The organism is Marinifilum sp. N1E240 (assembly GCF_009295825.1).
Classification (GTDB): domain Bacteria; phylum Bacteroidota; class Bacteroidia; order Bacteroidales; family Marinifilaceae; genus Marinifilum_A; species Marinifilum_A sediminis.
Window position 1 is genome coordinate 12680 of record NZ_WHKF01000008.1, and the last position, 18794, is coordinate 31473.

General features: G+C 35.8%; 15 protein-coding genes and 1 riboswitch. Of the genes, 6 read left to right on the forward strand and 9 right to left on the reverse strand.

Annotated features, from left to right (window positions below; genetic code table 11):
* Positions 1-33: 33 nt before the first annotated feature.
* The 5 genes from GCQ56_RS16500 to GCQ56_RS16515 form a co-directional block, all read right to left on the reverse strand.
* On the reverse strand, positions 34-1224 hold the full coding sequence (locus tag GCQ56_RS16500; RefSeq protein ID WP_152735641.1) for a homoserine dehydrogenase: 1191 nt from the start codon (positions 1222-1224) through the stop codon (positions 34-36).
* Entirely contained in the window at positions 1214-2248 is a 1035-nt protein-coding gene (gene metX, locus GCQ56_RS16505) for a homoserine O-acetyltransferase (RefSeq protein ID WP_299994239.1), read from the reverse strand. Before metX ends, GCQ56_RS16500 begins: the two co-directional genes overlap by 11 nt.
* Before the next feature lie 280 nt (positions 2249-2528).
* A complete protein-coding gene (locus tag GCQ56_RS16510; protein WP_152735642.1) occupies positions 2529-3848 on the reverse strand; it encodes an O-acetylhomoserine aminocarboxypropyltransferase/cysteine synthase family protein in 1320 nt (439 codons plus the stop codon).
* Positions 3849-4194: 346 nt separating this feature from the next.
* On the reverse strand, positions 4195-4317 hold the full coding sequence (locus GCQ56_RS20660; protein ID WP_255473236.1) for a hypothetical protein: 123 nt from the start codon (positions 4315-4317) through the stop codon (positions 4195-4197).
* 8 nt (positions 4318-4325) lie between these two features.
* A riboswitch (SAM riboswitch) is annotated at positions 4326-4437 on the reverse strand.
* A gap of 500 nt (positions 4438-4937) precedes the next feature.
* Positions 4938-6194 (reverse strand): aspartate kinase, encoded by a 1257-nt coding sequence (locus tag GCQ56_RS16515; RefSeq protein ID WP_152735643.1) that lies wholly within the window; start codon positions 6192-6194, stop codon positions 4938-4940.
* A 316-nt stretch (positions 6195-6510) separates the two neighbouring features.
* On the opposite strand from GCQ56_RS16515, the gene fbp reads away from it, so the two are divergent.
* Complete coding sequence (gene fbp / locus GCQ56_RS16520) at positions 6511-7533, forward strand: class 1 fructose-bisphosphatase (RefSeq protein ID WP_152735644.1); 1023 nt, start codon at positions 6511-6513, stop codon at positions 7531-7533.
* Between the two features lie 163 nt (positions 7534-7696).
* Here the strand turns inward: fbp and GCQ56_RS16525 are convergent, their stop codons facing one another.
* From GCQ56_RS16525 to GCQ56_RS16535, 3 genes are all read right to left on the reverse strand, one after another.
* The gene (locus tag GCQ56_RS16525) at positions 7697-8374 is read right to left on the reverse strand and encodes a hypothetical protein (RefSeq protein WP_152735645.1); all 678 of its coding nucleotides are present in this window, start codon (positions 8372-8374) and stop codon (positions 7697-7699) included.
* Entirely contained in the window at positions 8375-8914 is a 540-nt protein-coding gene (locus tag GCQ56_RS16530) for a carboxypeptidase-like regulatory domain-containing protein (RefSeq protein ID WP_193323819.1), read from the reverse strand.
* Positions 8915-9272: 358 nt separating this feature from the next.
* Entirely contained in the window at positions 9273-9947 is a 675-nt protein-coding gene (locus GCQ56_RS16535; RefSeq protein ID WP_152735647.1) for a hypothetical protein, read from the reverse strand.
* Positions 9948-10315: 368 nt separating this feature from the next.
* On the opposite strand from GCQ56_RS16535, the gene GCQ56_RS16540 reads away from it, so the two are divergent.
* Together GCQ56_RS16540 and mfd are read left to right on the forward strand one after the other, a co-directional pair.
* Entirely contained in the window at positions 10316-10888 is a 573-nt protein-coding gene (locus GCQ56_RS16540) for a hypothetical protein (protein ID WP_152735648.1), read from the forward strand.
* A 259-nt stretch (positions 10889-11147) separates the two neighbouring features.
* Entirely contained in the window at positions 11148-14495 is a 3348-nt protein-coding gene (gene mfd, locus GCQ56_RS16545; protein WP_152735649.1) for a transcription-repair coupling factor, read from the forward strand.
* 60 nt (positions 14496-14555) lie between these two features.
* On the opposite strand, the gene GCQ56_RS16550 is transcribed toward mfd, so the two are convergent.
* Positions 14556-15653, reverse strand: a complete 1098-nt coding sequence (locus GCQ56_RS16550) for a PAS domain S-box protein (protein WP_152735650.1) — start codon at positions 15651-15653, stop codon at positions 14556-14558.
* Between the two features lie 139 nt (positions 15654-15792).
* Between GCQ56_RS16550 and GCQ56_RS16555 the strand changes: the two genes are divergently transcribed.
* The 3 genes from GCQ56_RS16555 to lptC all read left to right on the forward strand — a co-directional run bounded on the left by GCQ56_RS16555 (position 15793) and on the right by lptC (position 18779).
* Complete coding sequence (locus GCQ56_RS16555; RefSeq protein ID WP_152735651.1) at positions 15793-16611, forward strand: type III pantothenate kinase; 819 nt, start codon at positions 15793-15795, stop codon at positions 16609-16611.
* 256 nt (positions 16612-16867) lie between these two features.
* Complete coding sequence (locus tag GCQ56_RS16560; RefSeq protein ID WP_152735652.1) at positions 16868-18205, forward strand: hypothetical protein; 1338 nt, start codon at positions 16868-16870, stop codon at positions 18203-18205.
* Positions 18198-18779, forward strand: a complete 582-nt coding sequence (lptC, locus tag GCQ56_RS16565) for an LPS export ABC transporter periplasmic protein LptC (RefSeq protein ID WP_152735653.1) — start codon at positions 18198-18200, stop codon at positions 18777-18779. Before GCQ56_RS16560 ends, lptC begins: the two co-directional genes overlap by 8 nt.
* Positions 18780-18794 lie beyond the last annotated feature (15 nt).

Genomic DNA, 18794 nt, shown 5'->3' on the forward strand with positions numbered 1-18794 from the left:
TGTCTATTGATTCTTTTATTTAATTCAGGAAATCTATTCGTCTCCTAAATATGCCAGGAAGATATCTTTACCTTTAATTTGATGACGAATCTTTATCAAATCTGAAAGGTTGAGTGTACCGATTACATAATTGTATTCTTTACCTTTTAATGATTCGCTGATATCTTTAAAATCGAAAAGTGCCAAATCATTTTCATCTGCATATCTTAAATACACTTCAACTTCCATATTATTGGTATACTCCAATCCACCGTAATATTTCAGTTTCTTGTATTCGTATTTGTAGTTGTAAGCCAATGCTGTAATATCAGATAAAACCGCCGATCCGGTTGGATGCGCTCCGGCTCCTTTTCCATACATGAACTGATTGTCGTAGAAATTCCCCTGAATTAAAACGCCATTGTAATGGCTCTCCACCGTGTAAGCATGCTCTTCTGCCTTTACGAATTTTGGAGCAACCAATAAATTCACATGATTACCATTCACCTTGGTCACCTTACCCAACAATCGAATCTTATATCCTTTCTGAGAAGCCAACTCTATATCCTTTGGAGAGAGATTAGATATTCCAAAATTGAAAACCTGATCGGGATGTACAAACAACCCGAATCCGTGAACCGTTAAAATGATCAGCTTATATAAGGTATCAAATCCATCTACATCAGAAGTAGGATCGCTCTCGGCAAAACCCAAATCCTGTGCTTGCTGCAGTGCAACATCGTAATCCAATCCTTCATTAAAAATTTTAGTAAGAATATAATTCGACGACCCGTTCAATATTCCACTTACCGATTGCAACAAATCATTGTCGTAATACTCTTCCAAATTTCTGATAATTGGAATACTTCCACAAGCAGAAGCTTCATATACAAACGAAACTTTGTGTTGCCATTGCAATTGTATCAACTCTTCGATATGATAAGCCAACATTTTTTTATTTGCTGAAACCACATGCTTTCCATTTTGCAAAGCAGTTTTCACAATCTGATATGCCGCATCAGCATCATCAATCAATTCCGCAATAACATTAATTTCAGGATCATTCAAAATATCGTTCGGATCATACGTAATCACCTCTGGGTCGATATCTCTAATTTTACCTTCATCTCTTACACATACTTTAACGATAGATGCATCTAATCCTTTACTGTTTTTAAGTACGTGAGCCAATCCGGATCCTACAACACCATATCCGAAAACGCCAATTTTAAGTTTATTGCTCATTGATTTTGTTTGTGGTTAAAAAAGTTTTTAAAACTTGGGTTAATTGTTCTTGTTCCAAAAGGAATCCGTCATGTCCGTATAATGATTTTATTTCGAGAAACTCGGCATTTGGGATGTGATCGGCTAGGTATCGTTGTTCGTTAATTGGAAAAATCTGATCAGAATTCACTCCAATTACCAATGTTCTCGACTTTATATTATTTAAGGCTGCAACCAATCCATTTCGTTTGCGTCCTATATCATGACTATCCATTATTTTTGACAAATGCCAGTATGAATAAGCATTGAATCTTCTTGCCAATTTCTCCCCCTGGTATCTTTGATAGGAACTTGCTCTGTAATCATCAGTTTTACCTTCATCATTTTCCTGCTGAGAATGATCGTAGGTTGCATAAGTTCTGTAACTCAATAAGGCAATAGATCTTGCTACTCGCATTCCGTTCAATCCAGCCTCATCGTTCGACTTTTTCCAGGTTGGATCAACTTCAATTGACATTCTTTGCGATTCGTTGAATGCAATCCCCCATGGTGAATGCCTGGCATTGGAAGCCAAAACCACCAAATTATCAAGCTTACCGTTTAGCAAATAAGCCCACTCTAAAGCTTGCATGCCTCCAAGTGAGCTACCAATCATCATATGAATGCGATCGATTTTTAAGTGTTTTCTTAAAATTTCATGGGCTCCCACCAGGTCGCGTACGGTCAATTGCGGAAAATCATGATAATAAGCTTGTCCGTTCGTAGGTTTTGGAGAAAGAGGACCTGTTGTTCCGTAGCACGAACCTAAAAAGTTGGCACATACAATAAAATAATCCTTAGGATTAAATAAATCTTTCTCCCCAAAAAGCCCTTCCCACCAATCGAATACATCCGAATTGGCAGTTAAAGCATGACAAACCCAAATCACATTGTTTCGCGAAGGATCGTACTCCCCATAGGTGTGATAAGCAATATTCAACTCTTTCAAGCTCTCGCCCGATTCAAGTTGAAGACCTTCTTTATGGATGTAACAATTGGGATTCACTGATTAAAAATTTTGATTTGTTTTTAAACCAAATTAACTAAAGATTGAGCCTTAAAATTGTTTCTTTTGCGCTTCTGCTTCGTTAAAAAAAATTCGCCGTAACTCTGCTATGCCTTACTTTTCTCCTTGCATAAGCACAAAATATTTCAATTTTTATTAGCTCACCCTTTAATCAAATTGGTATTGTTATTTTGCGATAATAGCTTCGATTGAATAATCGAAAGAGTACCCAATTGGAACTTGTGCTGTGGTTAAAATTCCAATCGGGCTGTAATAAAAACTAATTGATTGTCTCTACATTAATTGCTTTTTCAACTGATTGTTTGATATCAGCTTTAATATCTTCGATATGTTCGATACCAACCGAAATACGAAGTAAGCCTGGCTCCACACCAGAATCTTTTTGCTCCTCCAATGTCAACTGTTCGTGAGTTGTTGAACTTGGATGAATGATCAGAGTTTTGGCATCACCTAAATTGGCAACATGCGAAAGTAATTCAACGCCATCAACCAACTTATCAGCAACTTCTTTTCCACCTTTAACTTTAAAAGTTAAAACAGAACCGGCACCTTTCTTGAAATATTTCTTCGCTCTTTCGTAGTAAGGACTCGATGGCAATCCAGGATAATTCACTTGCTCTACCCAATCTTGTTCCTCTAACCATTTGGCAAGAGCTATAGTGTTCTCGATATGTCGGTCTAAACGAAGCGAAAGTGTTTCTAATCCTTGTAAAAGCAAAAACGAATTGAATGGACTTTGGCTACAACCGTAATCTCTCAAGCCTTCAACCCTTGCACGAATTGCAAACGCAATGTTTCCAAATGGACCATCAACTCCAAACACATCAGAGAAAACCAAACCGTGGTAACCTTCCGATGGCTCGCTAAACTGAGGGAATTTTCCATTTCCCCAATTGTAATTTCCTCCATCAACAAGTACTCCACCAACCGCAGTACCATGACCACAAATCCATTTGGTTGCCGACTCAACAACAATGTTTGCACCATGTTCCAATGGACGGAATAAATATCCACCAGCTCCCAAAGTATTATCTACTATTAACGGCAAATCGTATTCTTTTGCAATTGCCGATACTTTATCGAAATCGGGAATTGAGAATTTAGGGTTTGGCAAAGCCTCCACATAAATCGCTTTGGTATTATCATCGATTAAAGGCACAATGGTTTCTGGTTCATCGATATCAACAAACTTACACTGAATTCCCAATCGCTTAAACTGAACCTTAAATTGGTTATATGTACCTCCATATACCTGAGACGCACTTATGAAATTATCTCCCGATTCCAGAATATTGGTCAAAGCCAAAAACTGCGCAGCCTGTCCCGATCCGGTTGCAACTGCTGCAACTCCACCTTCCAATGCTGCAATTCTCTTCTCGAAAACATCATTGGTAGGATTCGTCAAACGTGTATAAATATTACCGAATTCTTTCAATCCGAATAAGTTTGCCGCGTGCTCTGAATTATTGAAAGTATATGCTGTGGTTTGATACAATGGAACTGCGCGAGAGTTTGTTGTTCCATCAATTTCCTGACCTGCGTGTATCTGTAGTGTTTCGTATCTTAAATTATTTGACATGGCGATTCTATTTTTAGCTGCCAGCCACAAGCTTTCAGCTTCCAGCTATTTGCATGATGCTTAATTTATATCATGCAAATATTAGCAACTTAGGATTACATCCTTGATTTAAAAATTTGATTAATTGGTTAGAAGCGAAAGGCTTCTGATTGTCGCAAATTCAGTTCTTATCACATTTACAATCGACCCGAATAGTTAGATGGATTCAGATTTGATTGTATCAATACCTATTTCTGACATACAGAAACAATTGAAATAAATAAGTACGAATTTGAGTTCCCTGGTTCGGAGTTATTTTATACGCACCAGCATCTAAAAAATTGGGAAATATTCCAGACAGAATGCGTTAGAGCATACGCATCATTCGCTGCATTCGCATCATAGTGGTAATTGATGCCAAAGATTGCAACTGAATGTTTTGCTCTTGTTGAGCCTGCTTCGTGTGTGTGTGAATTTCTGTCTTCTTCATGATCTTTTAATTTATATTCACCAAATTAAATGGTCAGGATTTGACACCTTTCAGCTTTTGGTTCTACTGCGGTTGTCAGAAGGTCTACGAGCCTGTTCTCTCACTTCTTCTGTATAAATTAAAGATATTCTCCTGCGAGATTTACCTTAAATAACGTTAGCAAAGATAGGGAGGTTTTTTAATTCTCCAAATTAAAAGAGCAATCTGTCTTAATTTTTTAGTCTGAGAATGTGCGAACTATACCTTATATAGCAAATAGGATTTTTGCACTGTATTTTTTTTGAAAAAAATTAATAGGACACAACAAACCCATGAATAAATTCATGGGTTATTGATAGATCTAATAAATTATTTCCGACTTTTTTATTGTTGTTTGGTAACACCAAGAATACTTAAATCTTAATTTCGTACCAATGGTACTTTTTATTCATTATCGATCGATAGCTACCATAATTACATCCCTATGGGATTTAAAACAGCTCCGTTAGGAGCGATAATATGGTAGAGATGTTGCAATCCCAAAAGTAAAGCCCCGTAGGTGGCGATATCGTATTAAAAAGAAGTATAGTCTGAAAATATGAGCCATATACAAGAATTCTACCAGACAATAATATAACTTTTTAAACGATCACAAATTGTGCAGTATCTCTACTTCTTTGTTCCAATAGAATATCTCTTCCTTTTGTCATTCTTTCAACCGCTTCATCGTTGTGATGACGAATGGTAATCAATTCAACTCCATCGTTGTATTTCACCTCATAAAGATCTCCAATATCACCAAGCAAGCTATTTAATCTTTTCTCTTCGTTATCAACACAAACAGAAAAACTAATGGCTGAATTCTGAGTTAGATTCACCTTTACCCTATGCTTTGCAAAAAGTGAAAACAACTGACTTAAATTTTCTTCTAAAATGAATGAAAAATCTGTTGGCCGAATCGAGATCAACACCTGATTGTCCTTGCGAATGTATACAGGCAATTGGGTCTCCAATTTCTTCGAAGCTGTGCTAATTAAAGTTCCGGTTTCGCTGTAATCTATGAAAGATCGTACCTGCAAAGGAATCTTCTTTCGCTTAATAGGTTGTATGGTTTTTGGGTGAATCACTTTTGCACCGTAAAAAGCCAACTCTATTGCCTCCTGATAGGATATCCGTTCCAATTTTTCTGCATCATCTAACCATTTAGGATCCGCATTCATAATTCCCGGAACATCTTTCCAAATTGAAAGCTTGTCAACATCTAAAAGATAAGACAGAATAGCCGCAGTATAATCGGATCCTTCACGACCTAAAGTTGTGGTTAAATTGGTAGTTGTACCTCCCAAAAATCCCTGAGTAACATACACAAATGTGTTGTTAAAACTAAAGGTTTGTGGCACCAGTTTTTGCGACAATTCCCAATCCACTTTACCCTCTCTGTAGGTATCATCAGTTTTTAAGCAAGTACGTATGTCAATCCATTTGTTTGGAGATCCGCTGGCACGTAAAAATTCGGATACAATAGTGGTCGACAACATTTCTCCAAAAGACACAATCTGATCGTAATCAAAATCATAATCTAAACTTGGCTCCTTCTCCAAATAAGCATAAAGCTGATGAAATAATTTTTCTAACTTTTCATATATTGCATTGTCCTTAATGGGAAATAAATCATTTACAATATCGTAATGATACGATTTTACTGCCCTGAACTTTGCCTCGTAATCCTTCTTTTTTGCAAAAAAATCGTTGGTAATTTCCTCGAGTGCATTTGTGGTTTTGCCCATTGCTGAAAGAACAATAATGGTTTCCTCCTTATATAACTGTACAATTTTCACAAAATTCCTGACACCCTCGGCACTGTTTACCGAAGCCCCACCAAATTTAAAAATGTTCATTGGGTTCTTGTTTAGTTTTATTGTTTTTGGTTTTCACCTTTTCTTAACAAAGATTGAAGGTAATAAATAATACTCGTGTTTAACGAAATTAGTTTTCAACAATTGCGCTATTTCACATTTTTTAAGATATTAACTTAAATCAACAATTAAAGTCAAATGTAAAGGCATATTATTGAAAGCCCCGATTTATCTATAATATATCAAAAAAATACATGACAAATTGCTTTTCGTAAACGTTTGAAATAAGGGTTTGGCATTAAATAAAAAAGCATAACTTTAGGGCACCAAATGAATGTAAACCAAAAGCCTATTTAAAATGACTGAACACAACAATGTTCAAACCCTCAATCAGTTCATTATCCAACGTCAATCAGACCATGCGGGTGCCAAGGGAGAGCTTTCTCGTTTGTTGCATCATGTGGGGATTGCGTCTAAAATTGTAAACCGTGCGGTAAATAAAGCCGGATTAGTAGATATTTTAGGTGAACATGGAGATCAGAATGTACAGGGGGAAGATCAGCAAAAGCTTGATGTTTTTGCCGACACACACTTTATTGATGCCTTAAAAGCAAGTGGCGAATGTGCTGCCGTTGCTTCTGAGGAAAACGAAGACATCATTATTTTTGATGATGAATTGAGTAAAAATGGAAAATATATTTTCTGTATGGATCCGCTGGACGGTTCTTCAAATATTGATGTAAATGTTTCGATAGGAACCATTTTTTCAATTTTTGAGCGTGTATCGAAAAGAGGAGAATTGGCAACCATGGAAGATTTCCTGCAAGAAGGAACCAAACAAGTTGCCGCCGGCTATGTTATTTACGGATCATCAACCATGTTGGTGTACACTACTGGTAATGGCGTAAACGGATTTACTCTTGATCCTTCAATCGGAGAATTTTGTTTGTCGCATCCGAACATTAAAACACCAAAAAACGGAACCATTTATTCCATTAACGAAGGAAATTACATCAATTTCCCTAGCGGTGTTAAAAAGTACATTAAGTATTGCCAGGAAAAAGATGCCAAGAGCAAACGCCCTTACACTTCGCGTTACATTGGTTCTTTGGTTGCCGATTTTCATCGCAACTTGTTGAAAGGTGGAATTTTTATTTATCCGCAAACCAACAAAAACTCCGACGGTAAATTGCGTTTGATTTACGAATGCAATCCTGTTGCTTTTATTGCTGAACAAGCTGGTGGCTTAGCTACCGATGGCAATGGAAGAATTATGGAAATTAAACCAGATTCGCTTCACCAACGAGTTCCTTTCTACACAGGTTCTACCAACATGGTGAAGAAAACAGAAGAATTCTTGCACTTCTTCAACAACATCTGAAACAAGATTTTCAGAAAAAGAATTTAACACACTACTAAAACAAAAGCCACTTCTCATTTGGGAAGTGGCTTTGTTTTTTTCTATTGTAATCCCTTGTGAGATTCACAATAAAAAAAATTGATATCTCATATTATTCATATTCGTTAATATTTTCGAATACCAATTACCATCTATTAATTTCAAATTGATTCTCTAAATTCATTTTCGAGTGCAATTCATCTTTTGCCAACTTTAAAGATTCAGTATCAACAGGCGTATTAAAATCTCTCCAGAAATCTTTGTCATAAGGAATTTTCAATCTGTAAATATCCATATTCTTCTTTAGTCTTTTACCATTTCTACTGTTCTTGCCATATCCCTGGTCATAGGTAATAAAATCCTCGAGAAGTGTTAATTCCTGAGCTTGATCCATTTGCTTATCATTAATTATCCATTTCTGTATCAAAGATTGATGACTTTTAATGAGTTTATCTCCAAAATCCTTGTAAACCACTACTATAATTGTTGAAAGGTGAACAAAGTCAACCGAATCATTTACCTTTACTTTCTTAAGACTAAAATTATTTCTAAATCTCATTTTTAATATGGCATGATCTGATTGCCTTATGGAAATATTGCCATCATAACTTAATACTCCCTTTTCTTTTAAACTAAAGGAAATATTAAATATCTGTTCATCATTTATCTTATATATATCATCCAATTTGAATTTCCATAAATCAATATAAGTTGAATCTAAAACACCATCCCTTGCTCTAATCGGATCCTTAAATAAACAATCTGCCAAATAGCTATTGCCTTCATCCCACTTGTAGTTTCGAAAATCTAGTGATTTTCTCAATTAATTCACTTTCGCCTTTACTCCATTTCTTTTATCAATTCCATTATCAGTAACTCCAATAGAAGCTTCCAACAACCTTTTAAAACCGTCATTTTCCACAAATGCAGTCATAAAATACCCATTATAATAATATTCCTGTGCGGGTAAATTTCGACTGATATTCCTTATCGCATCTAAAACTATTTTCCTGCTAACATTAAGATTGACATCTATTCCTTCTAATGAATAAGTTTGTTGTGATAGTTTAATTTGATTTCTATTATTAGAATTCATACTGCGTATAGGCAAAATCTTATCTTGATAACCAATTGATGAAATCACTATAGTATCGTTACGGTGAATGCTATCAATCTTAAAATCAACTTTTCCTTCCTTATTTGTAATTGTTCCTAAATTCTTGTTTTGTATTACAACATGTGCGTAAGATATTGGTTGCGCACTATTAAAATCCAATACACTAATTTTAATTGTTCGTTTATTGGTCTCACCTTTTAACACAAAAGGCAAGGCAATGAAAATCAAGAAGTAAAATCTCATCATTACAATAAATTTGTTAATACAAAATATGTTTTCACCCATCCACCAGGCCACTTTGTTATTCAAAAAACCCCCTCCCCAAGCCAACAAAGCCCTCCCCATTTCCATCGAAGCACCTTTGCAAGCCTGCAAACCCCATTTTATTATGGTGGAGTGTAGTTTGCAAGCCTGCAAAGCATGTGCTATCGAAAAAAAATATGCCTTGCACGCGTGCAAGCCTCATTCGATTTTGGTAGAGTTTACTTTTCATGCATGAAAAGCATGTCCGACTGGGATAGAGTGCAGTTTGCAAGCCTGCACTCCTTATTTTATTAGAAGAAAATGTACTTTGCATGCTTGCAGAGCATATTTTCCTGAAATATTATTCTGTTAGCTCTTCTGTTTCGCTAACGGCATCCTCAACTTTTGCTTTACTAGCGGTTTTTGGGAACAGTCGATCAGCGAATTTCTTGCCAAACATTTTAGCAGCATCCAAATAGTTGTATTCGTACTGCTTGCGCAATTCGGCTTGTGCCAATTCTTCGTTGGCTACAGCAACTTTCACCTTATTTTCCTCTTCTTCCAATTTTTGTAAGGCAGCCTGCACATCGTTTGCTGCTGCTGTAAGTGGAGCTACGTTTGCATACAATTGGTGCGTATCGCCCAATGCTGTTAAGCGCTCTTTCAGCTGCATGCTCATGCCCAATTCCTTTGTAAAAGATGCACGTACTATGGTAGAGTATTTCCCATCGGGGAACAACTGAGTATAAATAGGTCGTCCCGGATTCATTCTATCGAACTGCTTTGCCGAATCGGAAATATTACGGATTACATCATCCAATACTGCATCCTTAAAAACCAGATTGTCGTAAGCTGCATCTTTATTCTCTTTTTGTGCCAGCGTTGCAGCATTTTTCTCTTTCAGGAGATTTACCTTAGGAGCAATTGCAGTAGACAATGATTCTGCTCCCTGCGTTTGATTGCTCAAACGAATGTGGCGGTTGCTATTACTAATGTGTGTTTGCGACGACATTTTGTCGTTTAATAATTTTGCCATGATTTTTAATTTAAATGAATAAAAGTTCTCTATGATAACAAGTAAATAAGTCTACTACTATAGATCATAAATTCCTCTCAACCCTTCAAATTCTATAAACATCATTACTCCAACACATCCCCGACCTACTTTTTATTATGATCGTAGATTAAATTTAACAAGTTAATTATTCACAAACAAGTAATAAGCAATATTATTTTCACTAACAATACACAAAATCAGCAAAATAGACCATTAACAAACCAAAAATATTGACACTGGATAATCTTTGTTGTAATTTTAAGAATCCAACACACTCAACTCCTCTTTCTTCTCTACCTAAGGTGATTTTTAAAACATATCATTACCAAAATTTAAAAGCTGAACTCATGAAAACAATACTATCTATATTGCTGTGCTTATTTCTTTCGGCACCACTTTTAGGACAAAATCAGAAAGTAAATATCAATGATATTGAATTGAGCGAATCGCAAATGAACGAGCTTGAGGATATTTATGGTGTAAAACCAGAGTCAGGCAATTATTGGTACGATACAAAAAGTGGTTTGTATGGCGTTGTTGGTTATGCCTCCTTTGGCTTCATGTTTCATGGTCACGATTTTGGAGAAATCAAACAAGATGTATCCAAAGGGAACACTAATGTAGTGGTTAATGGTCGTGAGTTACCTCAAAATGAATGGCTGGTTTGGAGCTATGTACTGGGCTATTACATTCAGCCCGGAAGATATTGGTTCGATCATTTGGGCAATGCTGGCTACGAAGGAAATCCTATACCTACAGTGAACCTTTACTATGCAGCTCAGCAAAACCAATATATGGGTCAAGGAAGTGGTGGCGATAATTTCTGGTCTACCCGATTTAGTGCCGGCAATTACGACCAGGGAAATACACGAGGGTATGTAAGTGTGCCGGGGCATGGACCGGTTGGGTATGGGTTTTGAAAAGCTCCAAGTTCACAAATATCAAATTCTTTTAAAAAAGCATGTTTCCCTTATAAGAAAACAATCAACAGATTAAAGGGTAAGAACCATTCAATTGCAATACACCCCTCTCCCTGTCGGGATCTACCCTAAAAGGGAGAAAGCTATAATTCTACTTCATGCCAGGAACTTATGACTTGAAGCTTGTTACTTGGAATTTGGAGCTTGAAATTTGAATCTTTTCCCTAAATTTGCCATTCAACTTAATAAGGGGTAAAAATTGGAACTGAAAGAACTTACGCAAATATTCTCTGAGCATCCGGCTCGATACAGCATTGACAATCATTTAAAAGAAACATCAAATTTTCATCTTCATTTGAAAGGGTTGATTGGTTCTTCACTTTCATTGCTGGTATCTGCCATAAGCGAACAAAAAAAGCCACACCTTTTTATTTTAAACGATAAAGAGGAAGCAGCTTACTTTTACAATGATTTATGTAATCTTATTGATGAGAGTTCCGTTTTGTTTTTTCCATCATCGTACAAGCGATCGGTGCAATACGAAAAAACCGACAATTCCAATATCATTCTTCGTGCCGAAACTTTAAATCGCCTGAACTCAGATAAACAAGCTGGTTTTATTGTCACTTTCCCCGAGGCAATTGTTGAGAAGGTTATTAGTCAGGAACAATTAAGCGAGAATACCCTAAAAATTAAGGTTGGTGAAAAGTTATCACCCGAATTTGTTGAAGAGGTTTTGGTGGATTACGAATTTGAGCGTGCCGATTTTGTAGTAGAACCCGGTCAATTCTCTATTCGTGGTAGCATTATTGATATCTTCTCCTTTTCAGATGAACATCCATTTCGTATTGATTTTTTTGGAGAGGAGATCGATTCCATCCGTATGTTTGATGTAGAGAACCAATTGTCCATAAAAAAGCTGGATCAGGTTGATATTATTCCAAACATTCAGGATAACCTACTAAAAAATTCTCGCATCTCTTTTTTAGATTTCACACCAAAGAATTCCATATTCTGGTGCAAGAACATACAATTTATAAGTGATCGAATTCAGGCTATCTATGAAAACACCATTGAAAAATTGCCGCATTTGCAATTAGGCGATGATGCTGTCTCCACCAAAGATTACCTGATACAAGGAGTTGAATTTATCGATCAGCTTAATGTTTATTCTTGCATAGAATTCGGACAAAAATTCTTTTTCCCAACTTCAAACGAGATTCAATTCAACCAAACGCCACAGCCATCATTCAATAAAAATTTTGATCTGCTTGGAGAGCATCTGCTTAGCAACAATTCAAAAGCCGAAACCAATTATATCTTATCGGATAATCCAAAACAGATAGAACGTATCCACAATATTTTCGACGACAAAGGCATTGAAGTTGAATTTCAGGATGTAAATCAAACCCTGCACGAAGGATTCTCGGATCGGGATTTAAGGTTGGCTTGTTTTACCGATCACCAGATTTTTGACAGATATCACAAATTCAAGTTAAAAACGGCAAGCGTTCATAAAGCAAAAGAGGCGGTCACCTTAAAAGAGATCAATCGCCTTCATCCTGGTGATTACATTGTGCATTCCGATCATGGAATTGGTCGTTTTGGAGGCTTGCAGAAAATTGATGTGAATGGAAAAGATCAGGAAGCAATTCGATTGGTTTATAAAGACAACGACATATTGTTTGTGAGTTTGCACTCCTTACACAAAATATCAAAATACAAAGGAAAAGACGGATCGGCTCCTAAAATTTACAAGTTGGGAACTGGTGCATGGCAAAAACTAAAAGACAAAACCAAGAGCAAGGTTAAAGATATTGCCAAAGACTTGATTGCACTTTATGCCAAGCGTAAAGCCGAGCGTGGTTTTCAATTCAGTCCTGATTCCTACATGCAACAAGAACTAGAGGCATCTTTTATTTACGAGGATACGCCTGATCAGGTGAAAGCGACCAAAGCGACCAAAGAGGGAATGGAATCGCAATTCCCAATGGACCGCCTGGTTTGTGGCGATGTTGGTTTTGGAAAAACCGAAATTGCCATTCGAGCTGCTTTCAAAGCTGTTGCCGATAATAAGCAAGTTGCCATATTGGTTCCTACCACAATTTTGGCTTTTCAGCATTTCAAAACCTTTAGCGATCGACTGAAAAATTTCCCTTGTCGAGTGGATTATATCAGTCGCATGCGAAAAGCAAAAGATCAAAGGGAGATTTTGAAAGATATTAAAGCTGGTCAGATCGATATATTAATAGGAACGCATCGAATTATTGGGAAAGACATTGACTTTAAAGATCTGGGATTGCTGATTGTTGATGAAGAGCAGAAGTTTGGTGTATCGGTTAAGGAAAAACTAAAACAACTAAAAGTTAATGTTGATACTTTAACACTTACTGCCACACCAATTCCAAGAACTTTGCAATTCTCCTTAATGGGAGCTCGCGATTTGTCAATTATCAATACGCCGCCACCAAACCGTTATCCTATTGCAACCGAAGTTCATAACTTTAACGAAGATATTATTCGCGAAGCAATTACTTACGAAGTGGAGCGAAACGGACAGGTTTTCTTTATTCACAATCGAGTTCAGAATATTAAGGAAGTACAGGATATGATTCACAGAACTGTTCCTGGAGTTTCTACTGTTGTGGCACATGGACAAATGGACGGACCAAAGTTGGAGAAAATCATGCTGGAATTTATTCGAGGAGATTACGATGTATTAATTGCTACAACTATTATTGAATCGGGACTCGATATTCCAAATGCCAATACCATTATTATTAACAACGGACAAAACTTTGGATTAAGTGAATTGCACCAGTTGCGTGGGCGTGTTGGGCGATCAAATAAAAAAGCATTCTGTTACCTATTGACTCCTCCTATGGAGTCCATGACACAAGAAGCTCGACAAAGATTACAAGCAATCGAAAATTTCTCGGAACTGGGTAGTGGTTTTAACATTGCCATGCAAGATTTGGATATTCGAGGAGCAGGTAATCTTTTAGGTGGTGAACAATCGGGTTTTATTACTGATATAGGATATGAAACCTATCAGCGAATCTTGAACGAAGCCATGCTTGAATTGAAAGAGAATGAATTTAAGGATGTGTTTGCTGATGAAAAGAAAGAGGAAGAAAAAGAACTCATTCGTTTTATTAACGATTGCCAAATAGATACCGATCTAGAAATTCTATTTCCTGAAGAATATGTGGAAAGCATCTCGGAACGAGTTCGCTTGTACCGCGAATTAGATAACATTCAAAGCAAAGAAGAAATTGAGAAGTTTGAACTTCAATTGAAAGATCGATTCGGAGTGTTACCTGCTGCAAGTATTGAATTATTAAATGTAGTACAATTGCGTTGGTTGGCTCTAGATTTAGGTATCGAGAAGATGATTCTAAAAAGTAAGAAACTTGTCTTATACTTTATCTCCGATCAGGAATCTCCATTCTATCAATCGCCACAATTTAGTAAGGTGTTGCAGTTCCTGCAATCTCAAAAAATTCCTTGTAAAATGAAAGAAGCTAAAAATCGTTTAAGCTTAAGCTTCGAAAATGTAACCAATATAAAATCAGCAAGTGAAATATTAGATAAAATCATAGAATAGAAAAAGCCGGGAGTTAAAACTCTCGGCTTTCTAATTTCTAAATATTTTCATTTAATCATCTTATACTTCGCGAACATAGCAAACAATACCTTTATCTATCCCAGCATCATTACGCAACATCGACGAATACAATCTTAATAAAGTCTCTTTTCCATCAATTTCAAAAGAAAGTTCTATTTCGTAATTATTATCCTTTTCAGTCGGAATCAAAATATCTTCGGTAAATGATTTTTCCCTTCCTGATAAAGACAAATCGCTGTAAGGTTTGCCAACCATCTCTTTTTCTTCGATTCCGAAAATTCGCTCACACCCTTTATTCCATGATTTCACCATTCCATTTAAATCAAATGTAACCACACCATCATGAAAATGATTGATGATATCCGCTTTTTCGGCTAACATTTCCCGATAAGCAAATTCCTGTGTTACATCACGAATAATTAACTGCAAATTGTTCTTCCCATTAAATTCAATATGAGCACCTGTTAATCCAACATCAATATGATCCCCGTGAATGGTTTTGAATTTTATATGAGTATAATCAATTCCCTTTCCCATTTCAACCGAACGCTCCAGCTTATCTCTAAACTCATTTTGATAATCATCACCAACAAATGAAAGAAGAGGCAATCCCATTAAATCTTCTATGTAGGCTGTTTTGAATAATTTTAAACCCAAACAGTTCAAATACTCAATATGTCCACCCTCATTCACCAAAACTATTGCCTCTGGCGAATCGGTAATAAAATTTCGAAAACGCTTCTCTCGCATTTTCTGATCCAAATCGAACTGATGCTTGTAAAAAGCCAACTCAATTGAAATACCCAACTCCTTTTTGTCGATTGGTTTTACCAAATAACCATATGAGTGTGTATTGATTACACGCTGAATTGTTGATTCTTCGGTATCGCTGGAAAGAAAAATAACAGGAATATCAAATTTGGATTTGATCAATTCAGTTGTTTGAATTCCATCCAATTCTCCGCCCAAATGAACATCCATAAGAATAATATCCGGACCTAACTTCTCACACAAACGAATGGCTTCTTTTCCGTCTTCAACAATCCCAAGTAAATCGTATCCCAGTTCTTTCAAAAACATTCTGAAGATGGTTGATATTAAGCTATCATCTTCAACGATTAATATCTTTTTTTTCATTAAGCAATTATTGAATATTTAATCGATCTAATTATCAATACCAAATAGAGTAATACTGTTTTAAATCAAATCAAATACATATTAGAACTAATTGTCTATTTAAAATGATTTTAAAAAACCTCAATATCACTTTATTAATATGCCTAAAGTTTGCTATTTTTATGCGATTTTACAAGATATTTACAAGAAATTCCAACCTTCAATATTTAGCAAGTTGAATCTGATAATAGATATAGGAAATACACAAATAAAAGCTGCAATATTCAATGCAGGTATAATGTTACAATTAGAATCTTCAACAGAAACAGAATTGTTATTCGCGAAGGATTTATTGTCAAGATATAATAATGTAGAGAATGTAATTGTATCGTCGGTTAGGGAATACCCGGCATCGCTTATAAACTATTTGAAAAAGAAATGTGATACAGTTTTTTTCTTTAATTCCGAATTGCCGATTCCCTTAAACAATTTGTACGAAACAAAAAACACCTTAGGCTATGATCGATTGGCTGCATGTATAGGGGCTTTTACGAAATTTCAGAATCAAAACATTTTAGTTGTTGATGCTGGAACAGCCATAACTTTCGATTTTGTAAACGAAAAAGCGCAGTATTGTGGTGGTTGCATTTCTCCTGGAATTAATATGCGATACAAAGCATTACATCACTTCACCAGTAAATTACCACAACTTTCCATCAGTAACCAATTCGAACTAATAGGGAAAAATACCAAGGATGCCATTTCTGGTGGAGTTCAGAATGGAATAATTTTCGAAGTGGATTCCTATATAAACAAGTTAAAAATAGATTATCCAGATTTGAAGGTGGTATTAACAGGAGGAGATGCTCCATTTCTACATCGACATATAGAAAACAAAACAGTTCTCGATATCGATATTCTTCTAATAGGATTGAATCGCATTTTAGATTTTAATTCATCGGACATGCCTAATAATTAGGAATCTTTTTGCTGATTTCTAATTTATTTATAGTTTTGCATGATGCTGTACAAATAGGTCAGCAGTTGATCTTTTTTGATCGACAACAAAACTTATACTGAAACTTTGGTATGAGTTTTGCAGTTTTAGTTCGTATAAAACTAAAACTTTCGTTATATTAGTTTCGAGAAACAGATATGACTTTTCACATGATATTATATGTATCATTTTTTTTAGTTTTGCAACAAATAAACTTGATTATAAAAAATTTAGTAACATGAAGACAAAACTTTCAATCGTAACAATGGTTCTTTTGTTTTCAAGTCTGTTTACCGTAAAGGCTCAGACTTTGGAATCAAAATATGGATTGGACAGTGTGCAAACAATAACAAACGCTTCTCTCTACGTTCAGATGGTAAAGCAGAAGAATTATGTGGAAGCACTTCCAGGATGGAGATATGTTTATAATAATGCACCTGCATATCAAAAAACTACTTATAGCAAAGGCGCAACTATAATGCGCGGAATGTATATCAAAACTAAAGACGTTAAGTATTTAGATACATTGATGATGGTTTACGATCAAAGAATCAAATACTTTGGTAAAGATCGTAAGTATCCTGAAGGATGGATTTTAGGTCGTAAAGGTAGTGACTTATTTAAATACAAGAAAAAGGACATTGCCTCGGTAAAAGAAGCTTATAGCATAATGAAAAAATCTATCGAATTGGAAGGTTTAAAGTCAGGTGCTTCTGTAATCAACAACACGATGGATGCGTCCGGTATTTTGGTTAAAGCAGGTGAGATTGAAGCTGAAGAGGTAATCGACAACTATCTTTTTTTCATGGATATGGCAGCTAAGCAAAAAGCAGCTACTACCGATCAAAAGAAAATTGATAATTACGAAAATGCTCGTTTAAATGTTGAGCGAATTTTCTTCAAGGCTGGTGTTGCTGATTGTGAAACTCTAAGCAATATCTTTACTACTAAATTCGAAGCTAACAAAGACGATATGGTTTTGATCAACAAAATCCTTCGTATGTTGAATCGTCAGGAATGTGAAGACGGAGCTTTATATGCAATGGTAGCTGAAAGAAAGTACGAGTTGGAGCCAAATGCTGATGCGGCACACAACTTAGCTAAGATGTTTATCAAGAAGAAAGAGTTCGGTAAAAGTAAAGGATATCTTGAACAAGCTATTGAACTGGAAGAAGATGCTGATATTAAAGCTGATCTTCATTATAAACTAGCTTATATTCTATTAAGTCAAAATCAGTTATCCGCTTCTAAATCTAACGCTTTAAAAGCTGCTAGCTTAAAATCTGGATGGGGTGCTCCTTATTTATTAATCGGCAAGGCTTACGCTTCTTACAGTAAAAAATATGGTACAACATCTTTAGATCATCAGAAAGTATACTGGGTTGCGGTTGACAAATTCTTAAAAGCAAAAGCAATAGATTCTGAATGTGCTGAAGAGGCAAGAGAATTAATTAACACCTACTCTAAATATTTCCCTGGAAAAGAAGAAGCTTTCTTTGAAGGAATTAAGAACGGAGACGTTGTTAAAATTGGCGATTGGATTAATGAAACTACAAAGGCTCGTTTGAATGAATAATACGCCTAAAAGTAAATACAATATTATCAAAAGCATTGTAATCCTTTCGGGGATTACGATGCTTTTGTCTTGTGAGAACAGCATGAAAGAAGTGCAAAGTCTTACAAGCAATCAGAATATTCCTCTACAAACCGGTAAAGAAGTTGAATACATTTTTACCGATTCAACCAGAATTCAATACAGAGCATATGCTGTAGAATTTATCGAAACTGAAACGGAGGAAGGCAAAATCAATGAATTTCCTCGAGGAGGTAAAATCATTTCTTATGATACGGATGAGACAGTAGCCTGGCAAATAGAAGCAAACTATGCCAAAAATTATGGTGCTGAAGAATTGTGGGAATTAAGAAATAATGTTGTTGCTCATAGTGATGATGGCAAAACAATCAATACCGAATTGTTGTTTTGGGACCAAAAAAAGAAATTGATTTATTCGAATCAATACACGACAGTTACAACCGAAGATGGTCAGGTGATAGAAGGAACAAGCTTCACTTCTGATGAAGAAATGAACGAAATCAGAATGAAAGATCTAAAAGGAGAAGTATATTTAGAGGATAAAACAGAGCAATAAACAGTAAAGCTTTTA

Excerpts from the sequence above, each read along its gene's own strand:
- fbp (WP_152735644.1), top strand. The coding sequence starts at position 6,511 with ATGACTGAACACAACAATGTTCAAACCCTCAATCAGTTCATTATCCAA.
- GCQ56_RS16560 (WP_152735652.1), top strand. The coding sequence starts at position 16,868 with ATGAAGACAAAACTTTCAATCGTAACAATGGTTCTTTTGTTTTCAAGT.
- GCQ56_RS16540 (WP_152735648.1), top strand. The coding sequence starts at position 10,316 with ATGAAAACAATACTATCTATATTGCTGTGCTTATTTCTTTCGGCACCA.
- GCQ56_RS16535 (WP_152735647.1), bottom strand. The coding sequence starts at position 9,947 with ATGGCAAAATTATTAAACGACAAAATGTCGTCGCAAACACACATTAGT.
- GCQ56_RS20660 (WP_255473236.1), bottom strand. The coding sequence starts at position 4,317 with ATGAAGAAGACAGAAATTCACACACACACGAAGCAGGCTCAACAAGAG.
- GCQ56_RS16530 (WP_193323819.1), bottom strand. The coding sequence starts at position 8,914 with ATGATGAGATTTTACTTCTTGATTTTCATTGCCTTGCCTTTTGTGTTA.
- GCQ56_RS16550 (WP_152735650.1), bottom strand. The coding sequence starts at position 15,653 with ATGAAAAAAAAGATATTAATCGTTGAAGATGATAGCTTAATATCAACC.
- GCQ56_RS16500 (WP_152735641.1), bottom strand. The coding sequence starts at position 1,224 with ATGAGCAATAAACTTAAAATTGGCGTTTTCGGATATGGTGTTGTAGGA.
- GCQ56_RS16515 (WP_152735643.1), bottom strand. The coding sequence starts at position 6,194 with ATGAACATTTTTAAATTTGGTGGGGCTTCGGTAAACAGTGCCGAGGGT.
- lptC (WP_152735653.1), top strand. The coding sequence starts at position 18,198 with ATGAATAATACGCCTAAAAGTAAATACAATATTATCAAAAGCATTGTA.
- GCQ56_RS16510 (WP_152735642.1), bottom strand. The coding sequence starts at position 3,848 with ATGTCAAATAATTTAAGATACGAAACACTACAGATACACGCAGGTCAG.
- GCQ56_RS16555 (WP_152735651.1), top strand. The coding sequence starts at position 15,793 with ATGCCTAAAGTTTGCTATTTTTATGCGATTTTACAAGATATTTACAAG.